20 protein-coding genes are annotated in these 18,095 nt (G+C 63.5%); 7 read left to right on the top strand and 13 right to left on the bottom strand.

Annotation, left to right across the window (positions count from 1 at the left end):
* Positions 1-133 precede the first annotated feature (133 nt).
* The 4 genes from D9C15_RS31355 to D9C15_RS31370 form a co-directional block, all read right to left on the bottom strand.
* Positions 134-364, bottom strand: a complete 231-nt coding sequence (locus D9C15_RS31355; RefSeq protein WP_128003418.1) for an antitoxin VbhA family protein — start codon at positions 362-364, stop codon at positions 134-136.
* Positions 365-376: 12 nt separating this feature from the next.
* Positions 377-841 carry a helix-turn-helix domain-containing protein gene (locus D9C15_RS31360; RefSeq protein WP_128003419.1) on the bottom strand — a complete coding sequence of 155 codons (465 nt, stop codon included), beginning with the start codon at positions 839-841 and terminating at the stop codon, positions 377-379.
* Positions 842-916: 75 nt separating this feature from the next.
* On the bottom strand, positions 917-1,876 hold the full coding sequence (locus D9C15_RS31365) for an SOS response-associated peptidase family protein (RefSeq protein ID WP_128003420.1): 960 nt from the start codon (positions 1,874-1,876) through the stop codon (positions 917-919).
* Between the two features lie 20 nt (positions 1,877-1,896).
* Positions 1,897-2,613 carry a ProQ/FINO family protein gene (locus D9C15_RS31370; RefSeq protein ID WP_128003421.1) on the bottom strand — a complete coding sequence of 239 codons (717 nt, stop codon included), beginning with the start codon at positions 2,611-2,613 and terminating at the stop codon, positions 1,897-1,899.
* An 82-nt stretch (positions 2,614-2,695) separates the two neighbouring features.
* On the opposite strand from D9C15_RS31370, the gene D9C15_RS31375 reads away from it, so the two are divergent.
* The 5 genes from D9C15_RS31375 to D9C15_RS31395 all read left to right on the top strand — a co-directional run bounded on the left by D9C15_RS31375 (position 2,696) and on the right by D9C15_RS31395 (position 7,768).
* On the top strand, positions 2,696-3,349 hold the full coding sequence (locus D9C15_RS31375) for a hypothetical protein (RefSeq protein ID WP_128003422.1): 654 nt from the start codon (positions 2,696-2,698) through the stop codon (positions 3,347-3,349).
* Positions 3,346-3,885, top strand: coding sequence for an RES domain-containing protein (locus D9C15_RS31380; RefSeq protein WP_128003423.1), 540 nt, complete (start codon positions 3,346-3,348; stop codon positions 3,883-3,885). Before D9C15_RS31375 ends, D9C15_RS31380 begins: the two co-directional genes overlap by 4 nt.
* A gap of 283 nt (positions 3,886-4,168) precedes the next feature.
* The gene (locus D9C15_RS31385; protein ID WP_128003437.1) at positions 4,169-7,108 is read left to right on the top strand and encodes a Tn3 family transposase; all 2,940 of its coding nucleotides are present in this window, start codon (positions 4,169-4,171) and stop codon (positions 7,106-7,108) included.
* 85 nt (positions 7,109-7,193) lie between these two features.
* Positions 7,194-7,445, top strand: a complete 252-nt coding sequence (locus D9C15_RS31390; protein WP_011804706.1) for a type II toxin-antitoxin system ParD family antitoxin — start codon at positions 7,194-7,196, stop codon at positions 7,443-7,445.
* Entirely contained in the window at positions 7,442-7,768 is a 327-nt protein-coding gene (locus tag D9C15_RS31395) for a type II toxin-antitoxin system RelE/ParE family toxin (RefSeq protein WP_128003424.1), read from the top strand. Before D9C15_RS31390 ends, D9C15_RS31395 begins: the two co-directional genes overlap by 4 nt.
* Before the next feature lie 196 nt (positions 7,769-7,964).
* Here the strand turns inward: D9C15_RS31395 and D9C15_RS31400 are convergent, their stop codons facing one another.
* From D9C15_RS31400 to D9C15_RS31420, 5 genes are read right to left on the bottom strand one after another with little or no spacing between them, the layout of a single operon-like run.
* The gene (locus D9C15_RS31400) at positions 7,965-8,780 is read right to left on the bottom strand and encodes a c-type cytochrome (protein WP_128003425.1); all 816 of its coding nucleotides are present in this window, start codon (positions 8,778-8,780) and stop codon (positions 7,965-7,967) included.
* A complete protein-coding gene (locus D9C15_RS31405) occupies positions 8,777-9,490 on the bottom strand; it encodes a TorD/DmsD family molecular chaperone (protein WP_128003426.1) in 714 nt (237 codons plus the stop codon). Before D9C15_RS31405 ends, D9C15_RS31400 begins: the two co-directional genes overlap by 4 nt.
* A 22-nt stretch (positions 9,491-9,512) precedes the next feature.
* Entirely contained in the window at positions 9,513-10,379 is an 867-nt protein-coding gene (locus D9C15_RS31410) for a 4Fe-4S dicluster domain-containing protein (protein WP_164886940.1), read from the bottom strand.
* 13 nt (positions 10,380-10,392) lie between these two features.
* Positions 10,393-12,936 carry a molybdopterin-dependent oxidoreductase gene (locus D9C15_RS31415; RefSeq protein ID WP_128003428.1) on the bottom strand — a complete coding sequence of 848 codons (2,544 nt, stop codon included), beginning with the start codon at positions 12,934-12,936 and terminating at the stop codon, positions 10,393-10,395.
* Positions 12,937-12,959: 23 nt separating this feature from the next.
* Positions 12,960-13,820, bottom strand: a complete 861-nt coding sequence (locus tag D9C15_RS31420) for a chlorite dismutase family protein (protein ID WP_240668669.1) — start codon at positions 13,818-13,820, stop codon at positions 12,960-12,962.
* A gap of 203 nt (positions 13,821-14,023) precedes the next feature.
* Between D9C15_RS31420 and D9C15_RS31425 the strand changes: the two genes are divergently transcribed.
* Together D9C15_RS31425 and D9C15_RS31430 are read left to right on the top strand one after the other, a co-directional pair.
* The gene (locus D9C15_RS31425) at positions 14,024-14,617 is read left to right on the top strand and encodes a sigma-70 family RNA polymerase sigma factor (RefSeq protein WP_240668670.1); all 594 of its coding nucleotides are present in this window, start codon (positions 14,024-14,026) and stop codon (positions 14,615-14,617) included.
* The gene (locus tag D9C15_RS31430; protein WP_205854962.1) at positions 14,614-15,261 is read left to right on the top strand and encodes an NrsF family protein; all 648 of its coding nucleotides are present in this window, start codon (positions 14,614-14,616) and stop codon (positions 15,259-15,261) included. Before D9C15_RS31425 ends, D9C15_RS31430 begins: the two co-directional genes overlap by 4 nt.
* 615 nt (positions 15,262-15,876) lie before the next feature.
* Here D9C15_RS31430 and D9C15_RS31435 read toward each other — a convergent pair.
* The 4 genes from D9C15_RS31435 to D9C15_RS31450 form a co-directional block, all read right to left on the bottom strand.
* A complete protein-coding gene (locus tag D9C15_RS31435) occupies positions 15,877-16,359 on the bottom strand; it encodes a cupin domain-containing protein (RefSeq protein WP_011514927.1) in 483 nt (160 codons plus the stop codon).
* A 7-nt stretch (positions 16,360-16,366) separates the two neighbouring features.
* Positions 16,367-16,927, bottom strand: a complete 561-nt coding sequence (locus tag D9C15_RS31440) for a chlorite dismutase family protein (protein WP_011514928.1) — start codon at positions 16,925-16,927, stop codon at positions 16,367-16,369.
* Positions 16,928-17,333: 406 nt separating this feature from the next.
* The gene (locus D9C15_RS31445; RefSeq protein ID WP_011342942.1) at positions 17,334-17,618 is read right to left on the bottom strand and encodes a type II toxin-antitoxin system RelE/ParE family toxin; all 285 of its coding nucleotides are present in this window, start codon (positions 17,616-17,618) and stop codon (positions 17,334-17,336) included.
* Positions 17,615-17,893: a hypothetical protein gene (locus D9C15_RS31450; RefSeq protein WP_011342941.1), complete on the bottom strand. Its 279-nt coding sequence runs from the start codon at positions 17,891-17,893 to the stop codon at positions 17,615-17,617. The genes D9C15_RS31445 and D9C15_RS31450 overlap by 4 nt, the downstream gene beginning before the upstream one ends.
* Positions 17,894-18,095: the final 202 nt, after the last annotated feature.

The raw sequence follows: 18,095 nt of genomic DNA on the forward strand, positions 1-18,095 counted from the left end.
ACATCCACTGTGGCACTTCGATGCCGTCGTCAGGTGGGGGCGTCCATCCCATTGCTTACGAGACTCACACGGTCGGACGCCCGGCGACGCATGAGAACTCCCGCTCCGCCAGCGGACCTCCGGTTGGAGGCCTTCAGGGGTCCAGTCGGCTTGCGCCTTCCGCCGCAGCCAGATCTCGGGCTGCTCGATCGTTGGACAGCGCCCGGGCGAGGCTGGCAGCGCGGGCCTCTTCGCGGGTCATGGTGCCGGCGATCACCGCTTCGCAGTCGGCCAGGAACTCGGCGGTCGGAACATGGCCCTCGATGCGCGAGCTGGCCAGCGCTTGTTCGTGGGCAAGGCGTCGCTGATGATCGGTGGAAGTCATCGTTAAAACCGACTACGCGGCTTCCTTCAACTCAGCCAGGCGGCGAGCTGCCTCGCGCTTGCCAATGCCGCGCAGAGCCGCGATGGCCTGCAAGCTCTTGCCGCTGGGCTTGGACTTGCGAGCTTCCCAGGCGTAGACGCTCTGCCCGGTGGCCCCAACGAGCAGCCCGAAGTCGGCGGCCGACAAACCGAGTCGCTTGCGGTTGCTGGCCAGGCCGCCTGCACGAAAACGGAAGTTGCCACCGGACTCACCGCCGTTCTCCTCTACGGGCGAAGCGGCACCGACTGGCGCGCGCTTGGCCGATGCGCGTGCAGCGGCCTTGATCGCTTTCTCAAGTTCGCTAACGCGGTGTTTGAGCGCACCGATCTCTGAGCGGGCGGACGTCAGGGTCTTCTTCAAGGCCTGGACTTCGTTTCGCAATTCCTTGCGAGCGAGTCGAACGATCTCGGCCTTCAGCACAGTTGCGATGTTGGGCATGCGGGTGATTGTGACGTAGAGAGAAGCGGGCTCTAGAAGGGTTCGAGCCTGCGACTGCAATTCAGGCTTCTCACACTACGCGGCCATGCGATGCTCGTAATACGGTCGCTCGCGATCGTCGATGATCGCGAACTGCGCTTCGAGATTGCGTGGGTCAGGTCGCAGCCACGCATCGAGGTTCTCGCGTCGGAGCGGCACGATGCAGCGGTCATGGCCGGCAGCGGCCACCTCTGCTGGCGGCTCATCGGTGATGGCTGCGAAGGACAAGAGGTCAGGCTGGCCCTCAGCGCTCCAACGGGACCACAGGCAGGCCACGAGCATCTCCTGTTCGGGGCGCGGCCGAAACTCCAGCACCAGGTTCTCTTCTTCCTCTCCGGGGCCGAGGTCGCGGTGCTCTGACTTGTGACGGGCGACGTTCTCGAAGAAGGCGGTCGCCAGCATGACGCCATGCGTGTGGCCGAATTGCTCCTTCCAGAAGCCGGTGAGGTTGTCACGCCGGGCGTTGTAGGTGCCTGGGTACTTGGTGTCGTAGAAGGCAGGCTTGCCAGCGGGCCTGCACTGGTATCGCATCGGCTTCACAACGCGCTGACCTTCTTCCTCGATCATCACCAGCGCGTACCAGCCCGGAAAGATGCGAGCGTCGCGATCGAGCGGTTCGGTGCGGCGCAGATCATTCAACTTGCCCAGGCTCCATTCGATCTTCGACGTCGCGATGCGCTCGCTCTCCGCCGCGCCCTTGGTTGGCTTCACGGCGAGCTTGCGTTGCGCTGCGGAGAGCCGAGCGCGCTGCTTGAACAGCTCTTCCTCGTAGCGGTACTTCTGGTCGGCAATGAATCCTTCGATCGAACTGCGGATCTGTGCCTCGTCGCCGGCAGTCGCATCGAGGAACGGCGCTTCCATCGCCTTGGGAATGCGCAGGCCAGCGTCGGCACGACGGTGCCAGAAGAGGTCGACGAATTCCTTGATGGACAACTGTGCGCCGAACATTCGGACGTACTTGCGATAGTCGGCGATGATGCGGGCGGAGTAGCACATTCGTTGAGCAGTGCACGCTTCTAAGTTGGCTCGGCGCGCGCTTGGCCAGTCTCCGCCTGCGGAGTCATTGCGCGAACCTTTTCGATGGCTCGCGCGAGTTTGTCGGCGCGATAGCGGCCGCGGCTCCTCTCGACAAACTCCTCGATTGTCAGGCCGCTTGCATCGAAGGAAGCAACCAGCGCGGCGCGTCGTGCGCGACGCTCAGCTCGTTCGTTCAGACCCTTCGCGTAGTTCGATTGAAAGGTGCGCTCGTCGAGTCGTTCGCGTTGCATGTAGTGGCGTGGCGACAGGCCGCTCGCCTCGACCTTCTTCACCAGCCGAGAGCGGTTCCACCGATCCTCACGGCTTTGCTTCTTGGCCTCTAGCGAACGCGCCGCGTGCGCGCTTTCTTCGGCGCTGACTTCCCCGCACGGTTCGCCATCAAGCCCATACCGAGGCCCGCCGAGTTGGACCGCCTCCAGGTAGCGCTGGCTGCTGGTGAAGAACCCGATGGCGCGTCGCACTGACTTGTCGCTGAACTGTCCATTGAGGGCCGCGACGATGTCATTGCGAATGCCCTTCTTGAGTGGCTTGCAGACGGCGTCGCCAAATACGAGTGGAAATCGTCGCGCAAGATCCTTCAGTCGCAAGTGCGCAGGGGCTGTGGGTGGGGCGTCAGGAATGAAGTGATGGGACATGATGAGCTCACCGAGCCACGGCGACCCTATTTTCTGAGAACCCTTGGCGTAGGCAAGCATTAGGCCACTGCTCAGCTTCGACCCCTACGCAGCGGCAGATGGCCGCCCGTTGCCGTTTGGAGCGGTGGAGTATCATTGGGTCATGCTCGAAATCCGAATTACTCCCGAAGCACTCCCGCCCTGGGGCCCAACCCTCGGCGCCACACTGGCCGCGCTGCTGACGCGCAGCGTGGCGATGGGCGTCCTGGGCGGCAAGCCCGTGACTCGGCTCGACGGTGCCGTGGTCAAGCGCTTGGCCACAGCGCTGCAGCGCCACGGCATCGGGGCGAACGCCGGCCTCATCTTGGCGCCGCTGGCCGACGAGCCGGCCAAGGCGATCGACGAGGCCACGCAGCGGCGCGTGGCCGAGGGTCTGGTCCGCCTGAACGACGCGCTCGAAGCGTCGGCCACGCCGAGCACCGAGTGGCCGTCCATGCGCGGGGTGTTTGGCGACGACCTCCTGGTCGAACTGCTCGGCGTCGGCGCCAGCTCGCTGCGGCGCTACGCCAGCGGCGAGCGCGCCACGCCCGACGACGTGGCCGCGCGGCTGCACTGGCTGGCGATGGTGGTGGCCGACCTGGCCGGCGGCTACAACGACTTCGGCATCCGCCGCTGGTTCGAGCGGCCGCGCAACCAGCTCGACGGCAAGAGCCCGCGCCAAGTGCTGGGCGCTTCTTGGACGCCCGACGACGCGGGGGCCACGCGCGTGCGCGCCCTGGCATCAGTGCTGTCCGGCGCGCAGCCGCTCGCCGCATGAGTGCGCGCATCGGCTTCCGGCACTGCGATTCCCGATTCGGTTTCTTGTGGCTGTCGTCGGCGCAGCCCGAAGCGCGTTGGCATGGAGCGGGAGAGGGGCCGGCGAACTACTTCGCCGACACGCCCACGGGCGCCTGGGCGGAGTTCCTGCGGCACGAGGGCATCACCGATGCGGCGGACCTGGCCGGGGTGCGGCGATCGCTCTGGGCTGTCGAGCTGCCGGAAGACGGGTTCGTGACGCCGGCTCTTCCCACGTCGGTGCTTCAGGGAGGGGCGACGAGCTACACCGTCTGCCAGGCGGCCGCGCGACGCCTGCGCGCTGCGGGCGCCGAGCGGCTGGAAGCGCCGAGCGCGGCGCTGCTACCCGGCGGGGCCAGCGGATCACACGCCAAGGTGTCCGGCCTTGCGACCGCGGCGCCAGCTCGAGACGGGCGCGTGTGGGTGCTGTTCGGCGATGTCGACGTGCGCGGCTGGCTGGCCGTCGATGGTGGCGCGCCACCTGAATCCGTCCTGCCGCTTGTACGGCCGTTGACCTGAGGCTGGCAGCTTGCGCACGCGCGGTTGGCGACAGAAAGCCTCTCAATTTCCAGGCACCTTGTAGTGCAGCGTTGTGTTGTCGCGCTGAGAGGTGTTCCAGGAGGGGAGTTGTTGTCGCTGGGCTCGGGGTGATCGTACTTTTCGTGCGGATTGGTGCGCTTTCGCTCGAAACCCAGCATCCATGCGTGCTTCCGGCCGGTGATTGCTCCGCCGCAGGGCCGGCAAACTGAGCCAACGGCGGCCGCGGGGTACATTGACCGTCCACCTGTCGCCGCCCGATGCCATGCCCGCGTTCGCCCTCCGCTTCGTTGGCCAGGAGGCCTTACCGGCTCGCCTGAGCGAGTTCGACCTGGAGCAGTTCTTCACGCTGCTCTCGGATGACGTTGCGGCGATCCGGGCGCAATTCCGCAGCGACCATCGCCTACCTGCCGCGTTGATGCTGCTCTTCATGCGGGTGGCCGGCCGACCGCTGGACGGCTTCAACGTGCTGCCTCGAAGCCTCCTGCGAAAGACCGCCGAGGCGCTGGCGGTATCTCCACCGTCCATCGCCAGCCTGCGCTCGATCTACAAACGGCGCCAGACACTCTCCAAGCACCAGCTCTGGGCCAAGACCTACCTCGGCCTGCGCGAACTTGAGCCCGACGACGAAGCCGCGCTGACGGCCGCGCTGTTGGCCCAGGCTGCCGATGCCTCCCACTCCGACGACCTGATCCGATCAGCCTGCCAGTGGCTGTTCACGCGCCGCATCCTGATCCCCGGCGCACGCCGCCTTCAGGATTGGGCCAGAGGAGCGTTTGCGACGGTTGAGGCGCAGATCCTCATCGAAGTGAACGCCGCCGTGCCGCCGTCCGCTGCCAGCCGGGTGATCGGCTCCGCCTACAGCGCCCGCCCCGGCGGTGACAACACGCACCTGAAGTGGCTGAAGACGCCTTCGAAGCGTCACGGCCCCAGCACCCTTGCCGAGACCCTCGAAAAGGTCCGCTACCTCAAGGCGCTGGGTGCCCACGACTGGAACCTGAGTGCCGTGTCGCTGGCCAAGCAGCAGGCCTACGCCCGGCAGGTCCAGGCCCGGCGCCCCGTGAAGATGCGGGACATCAAGCCGTCGCGCCAGCTGATCGAGCTGGTCTGCTTCCTGCGGGTGACCCTGCTCGAACTCACCGACGTGGCGCTGCTGCAGTCCAGCCGACGCAGCCAGCAACTGTTCCGCGAGGCAGCGGATAAGGCCCAGTCGAACCGTGCTCGTAGCACGACGAGCCTCGTGCAGCAAGCTGCCAAGGCGCGAGCCGTTCTCCACGACGAATCCAAGACCTGGCAATCCCGCGTCATCGAGGCCAGGGAACTCCTCGCTGAACTGGCCGAGACCGCAGGCGGCAGCTTCGTATCGCAGGTGCGCAAGGCTCTGACCGAAGACGGCCAGCGCGTGCACGCCTGCCTGGCGGCACTGAAGGATCTGGACTTCGGTGGACGGGATGGTGATCCGGGCTTCGAGCAATGGAAGGCGTGGGCCGAATTGCAGCGCCTGGGAGCGAGCGAGCTCAAGGAAGACCTACCGATCCCTGATGTGGGTGCGGCTTGGCATGGCCTGGTTCGCGACCAGGACCCGCGCACGGGTTACCGGGCCTACGAGGCCTGCACGATGGTGTCGTTGCGCAAGAGCCTGCGTCGCGGCAGCGTCTGGCTGCACCACTCGTTGAGCTTCCGGGAGCGAGACCAGATGCTCATCCCGCCGGCGCAATGGGCTGTGCAGCGCGACGAACAGGTCGAGCTGCTCGGGATGCCCACGTCGGCGGCCGAGTTCCTGGAGCCCTTGCTGGCCAACCTCGTGGCCGGCATGTCCGCCGTGGCCGAGGCGCAGCGACGCGGCAAGATCGAGATCCGTGCCGACGGCATGCTGCACCTGCCGGCGATGACGTCACTGGCCGATCAATCCGAGCCGGTCCGCACCCGCGAGACCATCTACAAGTTCATCGGCAGCGTGCAGTTCCCGGACCTGTTGCTGGAGGTGGATGCCGCCACCGGGTACAGCGAAGCGCTGCTGGGCCACCGCGCGCAGTCCCCGGGCGAGCTCGTGGCTCTGTACGGCGCCCTGCTGGCTCATGGCACCGATGCCGACGCCAGGGGCGTCGCCTCGATGATCCCCGGGCTCGAGCCAGCGCAGGTCACGGTGGCCATGCGTGCGCTGGAGGGCGGCGGACGGCTGCGACGCGCCAACGAGCGCGTGGCCGAGTTCCAGAGCAGGATCCCGATCGCGGCTCTCTGGGGCGACGGTGACAAGGCCTCGGCCGACATGATGTCGCTGGACGCCTCCCGCCACCTGTGGAACGCCCGTGTCGATCCACGCAGGCGCACCTATGCCGCCGGCCTGTACACCCACGTGCGTGACCGATGGGGCATCGTGTACGACCAACCGATCGTGCTGAACGAGCGCCAGGCCGGCGTCGCCATCGAGGGCATCGAGCAGCACAACAGCGCGGCGGATCGGATCCGGATCTCCTTGCTCGCGGTCGACACCCACGGCTATACGAATCCGGCGATGGCCATCGCCAAGCTGCTGGGCTTCGATCTGTGTCCGCGGCTGCGGGACCTGGCCGAGCGAAAGCTCTACCTGCCGCGAGGCTTCAACGTGCCCGAGGGCCTGGAGGCCGTCACCGTCAGGCGCGTCTCCATGGCCGCCATCGAGCGCGGCTGGGACGAGTTGTTGCGACTGGCGGCCTCGATCCGATCGGGCCGTGTCTCCGCGACGCTCGCGTTGCAGCGTTTCGGGTCGGCCGCCCAGGGCGATCCGCTACACCGGGCCGCAGAGCACCTGGGCAGGTTGCTGCGCACCGTGTTTCTGTGCGACTACATCGCCATCGAGGACTTCCGGCGCGAGATCCACACCCTGCTGAACCGCGGCGAGTCGGTGCATCAGCTTCAGCGCGCGGTGTACTCCGGCAAGGTGGCGCCCGAGCGAGGCAGGCGGCGCGACGAGATGAAGGCGATCTCCGGCTCGCACGCCCTGCTGACGAACATCGTGCTGGCCTGGAACACCGCACGGATGCACGAGGTGGTCGAGCGGCTCAAACGCGACGGGATCGCCGTCGAAGACGACTGGCTGCGCCGCATGGGGCCGGCGCACTTCTCCCACATCAATTTCCGCGGCACGATGAGATTCGGCGTCGACAAGTTCGCCGCGGCACTGATCCAGCGCGCGCCGGGCCAGGCAGATCGGTCGGCGTCGTGACGAGACCCGCAGCAGCATCCCTCGAACGGGCAAGATGTCGGCCAACGTAGTTGACAACCGTTGTCAAGTGGCCCAAGATTCGTGCATGAGCCGCCAAACCATGAGCTTTGCCTTGCCCGAATCGATGCGCGAGTACATCGACAACCGGGTGGCCGCGGGCAACTACGGCAACACCAGTGAGTACATCCGTGATCTGGTCCGGCGTGATCAGGAAGAGCAGGCCAAGAAGCGCCTGCGCGATCTCATCGAAGAAGGGCTGGCTTCCGGGCCCGGTCGGCGTCGCACCAAGGCCGACGAGAAGGAACTGCTGGCGATTGCTCGCGGCGAGATCGATTGAAGCCGGCGGTTCTGCGCCCACAGGCGCTGCGCGATCAGCAGGGCGAGGTGCGGTACTACCGCAAGGAGGGCGGCACCCGCCTTGCGGTGAAAGTGGCCAGGGACACCAACAAGGCGCTCGACCAGATCGAACTCGAACCGGGCATCGGCTCGCCGAGGCTCGGGAAGTTGCTCGGAATACCGGGGCTGCGGACCTGGCGGGTGGGGAAGTTTCCGCTGCTGTGGTGCTACTTCGAGCGAGGGGGCCATCTGGACGTGGTCCGACTGCTGGGCGAGCGCCAAGACATCATCGCGATCCTGGGCGGCGAGTTCGGCGCGAACTGACGCCGCCACCCGCATCGTGCCTATGCCCGATCGTCGGTCAGCGACCGGTATTCGGCAGGCAGATCGCCGGGACGGTCGCCCGGAATCGACCCTGTGCAGACTATTGACGGTCGAGAAGCGGTCATAGGCAAATGAAGACTCGCCTACCCACGGTGCAAGTATCGGTGGCCGGAGCTCCGCATTGGCAACCGTCGTCTCAGCTTCCTTGCTGGCCGATCGACAGGATCCACTCGACGATCCTCTTCAAGTCGCCCTCGCTCACGTCCGCACTTGGTGGCATTGGCACGTCGCCCCAGACTCCTGTGCCGCCCTTGCGAATCTTCTCGGCGAGCTTCGAGGCTGCGCCTGTCTGGCCGCGATACCGTGCGGCCACATCGCGGTAAGACGGACCAACAACCTTCTGGCCAGCCTGGTGACAGGCCAGGCAGTTGTACTTCTTCGCCAAGGCCTCTCCGCCCTCACCGAAACCCGGCACATTGCCGCTGCCTGTGGACATGGCCCCCGCAAGGACAGGCTCGGCCGATGTGGCTGCCGCTCGGGCGGGCTTGACCGCGAGCTTCTTGGCATACATCAGAACGCTGCGGATCTCCTCGTCGGAGAGGATGTACTTGAACTGCGGCATCACGATCGCCGGCTCGGGCAGTCGAGCCAGGCCGTTGCGAATGCTCTGCAGCACCTCCTCGTCACGGCCCGCCAAGTATCCCGAGGCGGCGAAGTCAGGAATGAATTGCGCACCGGGCTGGAAGAACGCCGACCGCGGGCCATCGCCTCGACCATGCAGGCCGTGGCACAACGCGCAATGGTCGACGAAGATGGCCTCGCCGCGTGCGGCACTGGGCGCCTTGCCGGTTGGCGCGAAGTGCGGAACAGCGGCTGACCTGTTGACAGGCGCCGATGTCGCCTTTGCTGGCCGTGCGCCCTCACCGCCGGCACCCGCCGTTGCGGCGAGAACTGCAACAGCCGGCAGTGCGAGCGAAATGGCGATCGCCGTCCTCAGAAAGTTCCGCCTCATGATGTGCTCCCGGGATCGCTCGCCGCCAGCTGTCGCCGGTGCGCCAGCACCATGCAGCGCAGCGCATCGAGCAGGTGGCTGTATGGGTTGTCGGCGACCGTCTGCACGGCGATGTCTGCCAAGCGCTCGATGAATGCCAGCGCGAAACGATCGATGAATTGAGCCTGCGTCTGGCGCAAGCCGTTCAGCAACTCGAGATCGCCCCGCAGCGCTGCGTCCCCCTCGCGGAAACTCAACACCTGCAGGAACTCGAGCTCGACACACAGGTGATCGGGCAAATCGTCGTACGTCTCGGCCATATCGACGCCGTGCTCTTGGTAGAACTGCTTGATCTCCAGCATCTCGGTGAGCCGTTTGTCGCTGTCGCTCGCGATGAACAGCGATGCATAGGGTGGGCAGGGCAGGTGCGGATAGTTGTTGACGAACAGGGAGATGTACGCCGCCTCCGCCGCCTCGAACCCAAGGCTGCGAAGCCCTTCGAAGTAGCGCGTCGCCGCACCTGCGGCGTGGGCAGCGATCTCCGGCAGCGTGACCACCACCGCGTTGAAGCGAAGCAGGAAATCGTCTGCCGTGGCTGCCTGTGCGAAGTAGTCGAATCCGTCCTCGCCAGGGTGGGCGAGTGCCAGTTCGAAGAAGTGGTACAGCTGCGCCCTCTGGGTGACGGGCAGCGCGCCAGCAATCGTGGCGATCGGTTCGCGAGCGACGTTCATGGTGATGAGTCCCGTGGAGTCTTCAGACGTCTTTCATCTTGATGGGGGCCGCGACATGGTGAGGCTCGTCGAGCAGTCCGCCCATGGCATTGCCGAAGTACTTCTCGATCTCTTCGGGGGGCACGTTCTTCGGCGGGATGTACCAGACCGACGGAACTGTTCCGAAGTCAGGCCGATACTGCCGGCGCGGCTGCGTGTTCATCACCCGATGGGTCGCGCCGAGACCGGTCTCGGGGTCATACGGCTTCACGCCAAGCGATGGATCCCGAATCATCTTGGAGATCGTGCTGTTGGGATCCATCAGGTTGCCGAAGATGCGGATCTTCCCGACGCAGGTCTTCACGCACTGCGGTTCCTGCCCCTTCTCGAGCAACGGGAAGCAGAAGATGCACTTCTGCGACTTCTTGGTCACCGGGTTGTAGTAGATCTTGTCGTACGGGCAGGCCTTGACGCAGTTCTGAAAGCCTTCACAGGTGTCCTGATCGATCAGGACGATGCCGTCCTCGTTCTTGTAGATCGACCGCGTCGGACAAGCGGGCAGGCATGCAGGGTTGGCGCAGTGATTGCAGGGCCGAGCAAGATAGAACTGCCACATCTTCGGGAACTTGCCCTTCGGCACGTCCTGGTAGAGATTGGAGAAGCGGTAGTCCCAGTCCGACGGGTTCTTGCTGCCGTTCTTGCGCGGGTACTTTCCGTAGGGCTGAGTCGCCACGCTGTTCCAGTACATGTTCTCCTGGCCCGGGCCGCTGGTCCACGTCTGCTTGCAGGACATCGTGCATGTGTGGCAGCCGATGCACTTGTTGATGTCGAGCAGCATCCCGTACTGCGCCTTGTTGCCGTACTTGGCATTCGGTTGGCCGTAATACTTCTGCCAAAGTTCTTCCGACATGGTCATCTCCTCGTTAGGCCTTCTTCACTTCGCACAACTGATCGAAGTGACCTGACACCGGGCCCCAGACGTTGGGGATGAAGTAGATCTCGTGGATCGGGTTGATGTCGTTGTGCGTCAGCGCGTTCCAATGACCCTCGCGGATCTGGTCGCGTTGCCAACCGAAGTAGATGAGTACGGCACCCGGCGGTACCGACTCGCGGAGCTTGACCTTTGCCTTCACATAGCCGTTCTGGTTGTAAGCCGTGGCCCAATCGCCCGAGACGAGCCCGCGCTTGACGGCATCTGCCGGATTGAGTTCGAGCAACGGTTGGCCGATGTCGTCGAGCTTCAGGATTTCGTCGGTCGTTCGCCACGACGAGTGGACGCTCCATCGCGTGTGCCGTGCGTGATAGACCATCGGATAGGTCTGGTACAGCGGATTGCGCACCTTCTTCGCCTCGCTCCACACACGTGACGTGCCATAAGGCGTCGCCATATGCGGCTCCTTGTGGACAGGCAGCGTCTCGCCGTACTCGATGAAGCGATCCTCGTCCTTGTAGAGCTCCTGTCGGCCCGACGCTGTCTTGAACTTGTGCTTGCCGGCGATCTCGTCGGTGAATGATGCATAGGGAGAGCTCGGCAGGTTCACACGAATGCAGCGTTCCTTCTTGAGGCGCTCAAACGTGATGCCCTTGACTTGCGGGCCACCCGTCTGCAGCAACAGTTCGATGGCCGGCTCGGGACGGTTGAACTTGAAGATGTCACCCGTGCCAAGGCGGCGACACATCTCGTGATAGATCTCGATATCGGTCTTCGCTTCGAACATCGGCGCGAGCGAGCCTTCCGCCAGCTGGATATACGGGTGCGCCGGTGTCGTGGCAATGTCGTAGGGCAGTTCGAACCAGCTGACCACCGGCAGCACGATGTCGGCCAGCTGTGCCGTCGTGCTCATCTCGATTTCGGGCGACACGATCAGCTCGATCTGTGGCAACACCTTGCGGGTCAGATTGCTCTGGTCCGATGCCTCGCCGAGCAGGTTGCCGCCTGCGGCCCAGATGCAGCGGATCTGCCGCCACAGCTTGTCCTTGTCTGCCATCGTCTTGGTGGGGCCGTTCACGACGTAGGCTGTGTCCAGCGGTACCGCACGGTAGCGGTCGTTCGGATTGTTCGGATCCTTGCGCGGGAAGAAGTACTCGGTCGGGTTCAGCCGCATCAGATACTGCCCGGCCCAGGGGCTGACGCCACCGCCATGTACACCGATGTTGCCGGTCAGGCAGGCGAGCTCGATCACCGCCCGTCCGATCAGGTCGCCGTGATACCAGTGGTTGATCCCGGTACCAGACCAGATGCTAGACGGCTTGGTCGTCGCGTACTCGACGGCGATGCGCTCGATGTCCTTTGCCGGAACGCCGGTGATCTCCGATACCGTCTGCGGGTCGTATTCGTCCAGCTTCTTCAACAACAGGGTGTGCGACGTCGTGCACGAAACCGTTCGGCCGTCCTTCAGCGCAACGTCCCAGCTGCCCGTGAGCGACGGTGTGCCGGCGAAGTACACGTCAGGCACCACGCCTCCCCGGCTTGCGTCGTGGACCATGAAGGTCTTCGCGTCGCCGCCCGAGACGACGTCCACCGCCTTGAGATACTTGCCGTTGTCGCTGCGCACCAGGAGCGGTCCGCTCGTCGTCCGCAACAGGTGGTTCGCGTCGGTCAATCCGCGCTTGACGACGACATGGCACATGCCGAGCGCAAAGGCCCCATCCGTGCCCGGCCTGACGCGCACCCACTCGTCGACTGCGGTTGCGGTTGGGTCGTAATAGGGCGCGACGTAAACCAGCTTGACGCCCTTGGCGCGCGCGTCGAGGAAGAAGTGCGCGTCAGGCATCCGAGTCTGCAGGATGTCCGACCCCCAGATGATCGCGTACTTCGTGTTCAAGACGTCCTTGAACTCGTGCTCCTCGGTCTGCACGTTCCAGGTGATCGGGTGCGCCAGCGGCAGGTCGCCATACCAGTTGTAGAAGGTGCCGAGGCCAAAGCCATTCACCGACGCGAACCGGAAGCCTGCGCCTTGCTTGACGATGCCGGTGGCCGGCACCGGCGGGTACACCCAGACCGTATTGGCGCCGTACTTCGCAGAGATTCGCTTGATCTCGCTGGCCAGGTAGTCGAATGCCTCGTCCCAGGTGATGCGCTTCCACTGCCCCGACCCTCGGGGGCCGACACGGCGCATTGGGAACTTGACGCGGTTGGGCGAGTAGACGCGCCGGTGGTAGGTGGCGCCCTTCATGCATCCGCGGGGGTTGTACTCGTCGTCGGGATAGTCCAGCGGCTGCTCGACGCGCTGCACGATGCCGTCCTTGACGAACACGTTCCATGCACACGAGCCAGTGCAGTTGGGCATGTTGATCGTGCGTACGACACGCTCACCCTTCAGCACATTGCGATAGCCGTCCTCCCATGGTCGGTCCCGGCGTGGAGTGAGCGCGCCGAACGCCGGCGCTGTCAGGGCAAACGGGGTTCCGGCGGCGGCAGCAAGCGACAAGCTGCCTTTGAGGAACTGGCGGCGTCTGACGTCCATGTTCGGTCTCGATCGCGCTGTGGTCAGTTGACGAGTGACAGCGTCTTGACGACGGTGTCGAAGCTCTGAATGGTCCCCATCACCGTGGGACTGCCCCACCGCACGTGGAACTTGTTCTCCGGCACCTTCGCCAAGGCGAGCATCAGGTTGTTGAAGGCGCCGAGGTCGTTCGTTTCGAAGTAGGTGATGAAGTCGGTGTCGTCGAGACCGGTCGAGTGATAGAGCTTGCGCTTCACGTTCACCAGGTTGACCAACGTGGGCAGCGTGTGGAGCTCCATGTCCTTTAGCCGTTGCGCATCGGACTGGTTCCACCAGTCGGCGTTCTTCTTCACCGGAATCATGAAGGCGAAGCGCGGTGGATCGGCGTTGTAGGTGCTCGCGGTAAGGCCGGCGTTCAGATCGGGTGACTTTTCCTTGGTGATGTAGTTGAGCGGTTTGGTCATCCCGACTAGGCTTTCCGTGACCTCCGAATGGACGCCGAAGCGGGTTGCGCGGAAGTCAACCAGGAAGCTCTGCACGGCGGCCATGTCGTACCCGTGCACGCGAATGAAGTAATCGCTCTGCGCCTCGAAACCTCGCGTCAGATAGACGTCGGCGATGACCTTGTCCTTGTGCTTCTCGAGCACCGCGGCCACTTCCTCGGCCGCGCCCCTGCGCTCGGCGGAAGCGAGCCTGTAGTAGTCGGCGCGGATCTTGTAAGTCGAGAACGCTCCGAAGACACCCGGTGCGGCCAGGATCTTGGCGCGGTCGACCGGTGCGCCCGGTGCAGCAGCCCTCATGGCGGCCGCCGGCTGCGCAGGCGCCGCGGGCGCGGTCGCCTGCGCGCATGCGCCAGCCGCGAAGGTGAGGCTGGCCAGGAACGTCGTCGTGTAGTGCATTGACATGGTAGGTGTCCTCGTTCGTTGGTGATCGTGGTTTGCTTTGGTTCGTCTGCCGCCCTTTGGGGCAGCGTGTGCGGGCATGATCCGCCTGCGACCGCCGGGCAATTTGATATGACTCAACTCGAGGGTCCCGCGCGAAGACAGAATTTCCGCGGGTCGCTGTAACCGAAATGCGATTTGCGCGAACCCCGGATGCGCGTGTCAACATGACGCTGATGTCAGAGTCGACAACGCTCGAACCGCTAGCGGCACGGCGTGTCGCCGGCCAGAGATCTGACGCGCTCGCCCACCTGGTCGGAGGGCTCAGCGGCAACGAGCGTGACTACCGCGCCTTCCTGGCCGCATTGGCAGATTGGCTGCACGACTTCATTGCCAGGCAGCTGCCTCGTTCTCCTGGCGAGGTCGAGGATCTGGTACAGGAGACGCTGCTGGCGATCCACAACAAGCGCGGCACCTATGACCCCGCGAAACCGCTGGACGCGTGGGTGCAAGCGATCGCGCATCACAAGGTCGTGGACTACCTTCGGCGCGGGCACAAGATCGTGGAGCCAGTCGACGAAGGATCAATGCAGCCAGATCACAATGGCGATTGCGGTGCTCTGCACGCCAGCGAAGCGCGGCACGATGTGCTCCAGCTGTTAGGCGGCCTCCCGGACAAGCAGCGAAGGGCTATCCTGCATCTCAAGATCGAAGGCTTGTCGGTGGCCGAGACGGCTGCTTTGATCGGCACGTCTGAAGTGGCCGTCAAGCTATATGTCCACCGCGGTTTGAAGTCGATCGCGGCGAAATGGAGAGCATGAACATGAAGACGGATGCTTTGATCGCGATGCTCGCGACCGGTTCGTCCCAGGAGGTGCGAAATGTCCCGGCATCGCGCTTGTCGTTGGCGCTGTGCCTGGCGGCACCCGCCGCGACGCTGTTGATGCTGGCGCTGATGGATCTCAATCCCGCATTGGGTGCTGCGTTGGCCGAACCGCGGTTCTGGTTGAAGCTAGCCTATGTGATTGCTCTTGCCGCAACGGCCATGCCACTCGTGGCCCGGCTTTCACGCCCGGGGGCGCGCGTTGCGCCGTTGCTGTGGGCGCTCGCGCTGGCTGTTGGACTAATGGTCATCGCTGCCACAGGCAGCCTGCTTCTGGCTGAGAGCGGGATGCGATCCCATCTCGTGTTCGGTGACACGTGGAAGGTCTGCGCGCCACTGATCACGCTGTTGGCAGCGCCGATCATGTTGGCCACGTTGCTCGCGATGCGAGAACTTGCGCCGACGCGCTTGAAAAGCGCGGGCGCGGCGGCCGGGTTGCTCTCGGGGGCCGTCGGCGCGCTGATCTACAGCGCACACTGCCCGGAACTGGCCCCGCCGTTTGTGGTCATCTGGTACTCGGCGGGAATTGCGATACCGTCGGCAGTTGGTGCTTTGCTTGGACCGCGCGTGTTGCGCTGGTAGATGTCGCGGCAAGTCCTGGCTTGGCCGTCCGCTGTGCGACAAGCAATCGATGTCGGCTATTGGCCGATGGCTGGTCTTCGCGAGCGGCAGCTTTATGGAGCCCCAATCTTGGCTGCACCTGCCTCCCGGGCAGCCGTGACTCTCACCGCGGTGAGAGTTCGCTGGCGAGCAAGTTCATGGGGTTCTAAGCCGGAACCGCCGAAAATTCCGTCAGCCGATCAACGTGGCTTGTCCCGCGCCCGGTCGATGGGGTAGACCCAACAGTCGTGTCACTAGCCGCCATTTCGATCACGGCAATGCCAGCCGGACGTCACGTCCAGATTGTTCCGGTCTGGATGAGGCCGACTGACGTCTCGGATGACGGGTGGCATACAACTGCTGTGAGTCCTGCAGGGGGGCAGCTGCCTGACCGGACGGCGAGCATCAGCCCATCTCATGTATTAGTCATGTCAGCTTTGACACTGCGCACGCGACGGCACCCGACCCGTTGCAGACCCCCAGACATATGGAAAGCTGACGCTCAACGTGGAGTTAGCCGGCGCGGCGCGGCTTCATCGCGCAGCGTCCGTGTTGATGGATGGGTTAGAACTCTCTGGGGCACACATTTGAGAAAGACTATTTTTCAGCCAACGCAAAACCCGCGTTGCCAGATGCAACCACTGAGACAAATACAAACGGCACTGGACTAGTATTTAGAGCGCCATGCACTTGGCCAGGTTTTGCTATGGCAATATCTCCAGCCTTTAGATGAGCGACTTTGCCGCCTCCTTGGTAATACTCAGCCTCTCCAGAGATAACCGTCCAAGTATCTTGGCCGTCCGGGTGAACATGAGCGGTTATTTCTTGCCCAGGATGGGCATGCCAAACAACAACTGCTGAGTCCTTGGTTTCCAGAACCACTGAACGAATTGGTTCGCCGTCAGACGGACGAATATATTCTGTTACCGAAAATATTCTTGATTCCATTTCCATATCCACTCCAAAAATCAATTTGGCTTGAGAAGTTATTACAGAACAACTGTATCCGAGAGTTCTACGTTGCCGATAACCGGCCCGAAACGGCGGCGCAACGCGCCGCTGTTGGGGGTCCGTGTTCATCGGCGGGTTAGACCTGTGCTTGCGTAAGACGAATATCGACTTCTCGGTCGACGTATTTCCATTCCTCTGACGCACGCAGTTCGGAAAGCAGCCTGTTGAACTCAACCTCATGAATTGGCGCGTATTCGAACCAATTCAGAAAATCGAACGGTTCATTCTCTGAGAGGTCGCGGCAGTGGTGGAGCTTGCGCGCTACTGCAGGCAAATACTGAAGCCCGATTTGGACGTGCTTCGACTGTTCGAAAACGCTCCGGCGTTCGTCTTGCGTGAGCTCCCACCAAGCTGCGTTCTTCCGGATCGGTATTAGCGCACCGCACGTTGCTTCTGGGCGCGCCAGACCTTGCTGCTTCGCTACAATTTCATTCTTCTCTGCGCGCATGACATATCGTTCATTGCTGGTTATTCCACGAAGTATCCAGGGTGCATTGGTTTCAGACTGCAACTCTGAAGCGGATACGACGTTGAGCCTTTTGGCTTCAGGCAGGGGCTCGCCAACTCTCGTTTCGGCCCTGACAATCCGCCAAGGGCCAATGTCTGCGCCGACGAAAGCAAATAATCGTGTATCCATTTCAATCTTTCATGTGTGAATGTTTTAACTCTTGCAGCTTCGAAGAACCTATCTGCCGATCCCGTGATTGTGCATCATCGCCTCCGCGCAACTGCGACGACCGCCCGCAGCAATCACATTGAACTTTCGAATCGAAACTGCTGAAGCGAACCTACGCGGACGTACGGCCGCAGTCTGTGCGCTGCCGGACGGAGCGCTGCCAATTTGCGCCTACTGGCAGGCTGTGAGTGCGCGGATGGGCCAGCGACCTCCCTTCATAGAGGGAGCGAAGCAGGTCAGAGACACTATTGAACGTCCGCTACCGGGAAGATGCTTGACCGTCCGCAACTGGCCGCCTGCCGCCGACCGCGGTCTGGCTCGAAAGCAGTCTGTCAACGCGCCGTTTCATTGTTGCCATGATCATCTCTTAATCGCGCACAGGCGGCCACAGGCGGGCAGTATGAACCAGCGTCAGTATCCACACCGTTTCGCCGTCGATCTGATACACCAGGCGATAGCTTTCGTGCGGGATCAACTCGCGGGTCCCGGGAATCTTTCCCGGCTTGCCCAGCATGGGGTGCTGGATCAAGCGGGCGGCCGCGTCGCTGAAAATCTCATCCATCCGGGCCGCCGCGCGCGGATTGTCGGCTGCGATGTAGTCCCACACATCGGCACGGTCTTGCTGCGCTTCGGGCGTCCAAACAACCCTCACGCCTGGCTCGCCACACTGGCACGCCGTGCGGCGAATTCGGCCTCAACTTCATCGTTCGACCGCCCCAATCCAGCGCGCATCGAAGCCCGGCCGGCTTCGACCTTGCGGCGCAGGAACTCGTCGTACTCGCGCGACTCGCGCTGGCGCTGAACGAACTCGCGCATCAGCTCGCGCAGCACTTGCGACGCCGGGCGATGGGCCGCCTCGGCTTCGGCCATAAACTCGGCGCGCAACTCAGGCTCCAGCTTCATCGTGAAAACGGCTTGTTTTGACATGATCGGGGCCTCCTGCCACTTGATACTAACAAAGTATATACGCCGTCATTACTAAGCGCTATTCACAGAACGCTGCAAGGCGGGCGTGCGCTAGGCCAAGGCCTGTCGGAAAACATTTGTTTTTCGACAGGCCTTCAACGGTCCTCTGCACCAACCTCCGAGTGGCCGCAAAATTGTGCGGAAAACTCTGTCGCCAGACGCT

Origin of the sequence: Piscinibacter defluvii, assembly GCF_004011805.1 — a bacterium.
GTDB classification, from domain to species: domain Bacteria; phylum Pseudomonadota; class Gammaproteobacteria; order Burkholderiales; family Burkholderiaceae_C; genus Piscinibacter; species Piscinibacter defluvii.

Excerpts from the sequence above, each read along its gene's own strand:
- D9C15_RS31360 (WP_128003419.1), bottom strand. The coding sequence starts at position 841 with ATGCCCAACATCGCAACTGTGCTGAAGGCCGAGATCGTTCGACTCGCT.
- D9C15_RS31370 (WP_128003421.1), bottom strand. The coding sequence starts at position 2,613 with ATGCTTGCCTACGCCAAGGGTTCTCAGAAAATAGGGTCGCCGTGGCTC.
- D9C15_RS31425 (WP_240668670.1), top strand. The coding sequence starts at position 14,024 with ATGACGCTGATGTCAGAGTCGACAACGCTCGAACCGCTAGCGGCACGG.
- D9C15_RS31415 (WP_128003428.1), bottom strand. The coding sequence starts at position 12,936 with ATGGACGTCAGACGCCGCCAGTTCCTCAAAGGCAGCTTGTCGCTTGCT.
- D9C15_RS31435 (WP_011514927.1), bottom strand. The coding sequence starts at position 16,359 with ATGAACACGGACCCCCAACAGCGGCGCGTTGCGCCGCCGTTTCGGGCC.
- D9C15_RS31420 (WP_240668669.1), bottom strand. The coding sequence starts at position 13,820 with ATGTCAATGCACTACACGACGACGTTCCTGGCCAGCCTCACCTTCGCG.
- D9C15_RS31390 (WP_011804706.1), top strand. The coding sequence starts at position 7,194 with ATGAGCCGCCAAACCATGAGCTTTGCCTTGCCCGAATCGATGCGCGAG.
- D9C15_RS31400 (WP_128003425.1), bottom strand. The coding sequence starts at position 8,780 with ATGAGGCGGAACTTTCTGAGGACGGCGATCGCCATTTCGCTCGCACTG.
- D9C15_RS31365 (WP_128003420.1), bottom strand. The coding sequence starts at position 1,876 with ATGTGCTACTCCGCCCGCATCATCGCCGACTATCGCAAGTACGTCCGA.
- D9C15_RS31355 (WP_128003418.1), bottom strand. The coding sequence starts at position 364 with ATGACTTCCACCGATCATCAGCGACGCCTTGCCCACGAACAAGCGCTG.
- D9C15_RS31440 (WP_011514928.1), bottom strand. The coding sequence starts at position 16,927 with ATGGATACACGATTATTTGCTTTCGTCGGCGCAGACATTGGCCCTTGG.
- D9C15_RS31410 (WP_164886940.1), bottom strand. The coding sequence starts at position 10,379 with ATGTCGGAAGAACTTTGGCAGAAGTATTACGGCCAACCGAATGCCAAG.
- D9C15_RS31405 (WP_128003426.1), bottom strand. The coding sequence starts at position 9,490 with ATGAACGTCGCTCGCGAACCGATCGCCACGATTGCTGGCGCGCTGCCC.
- D9C15_RS31430 (WP_205854962.1), top strand. The coding sequence starts at position 14,614 with ATGAACATGAAGACGGATGCTTTGATCGCGATGCTCGCGACCGGTTCG.
- D9C15_RS31450 (WP_011342941.1), bottom strand. The coding sequence starts at position 17,893 with ATGTCAAAACAAGCCGTTTTCACGATGAAGCTGGAGCCTGAGTTGCGC.
- D9C15_RS31385 (WP_128003437.1), top strand. The coding sequence starts at position 4,169 with ATGCCCGCGTTCGCCCTCCGCTTCGTTGGCCAGGAGGCCTTACCGGCT.
- D9C15_RS31375 (WP_128003422.1), top strand. The coding sequence starts at position 2,696 with ATGCTCGAAATCCGAATTACTCCCGAAGCACTCCCGCCCTGGGGCCCA.
- D9C15_RS31380 (WP_128003423.1), top strand. The coding sequence starts at position 3,346 with ATGAGTGCGCGCATCGGCTTCCGGCACTGCGATTCCCGATTCGGTTTC.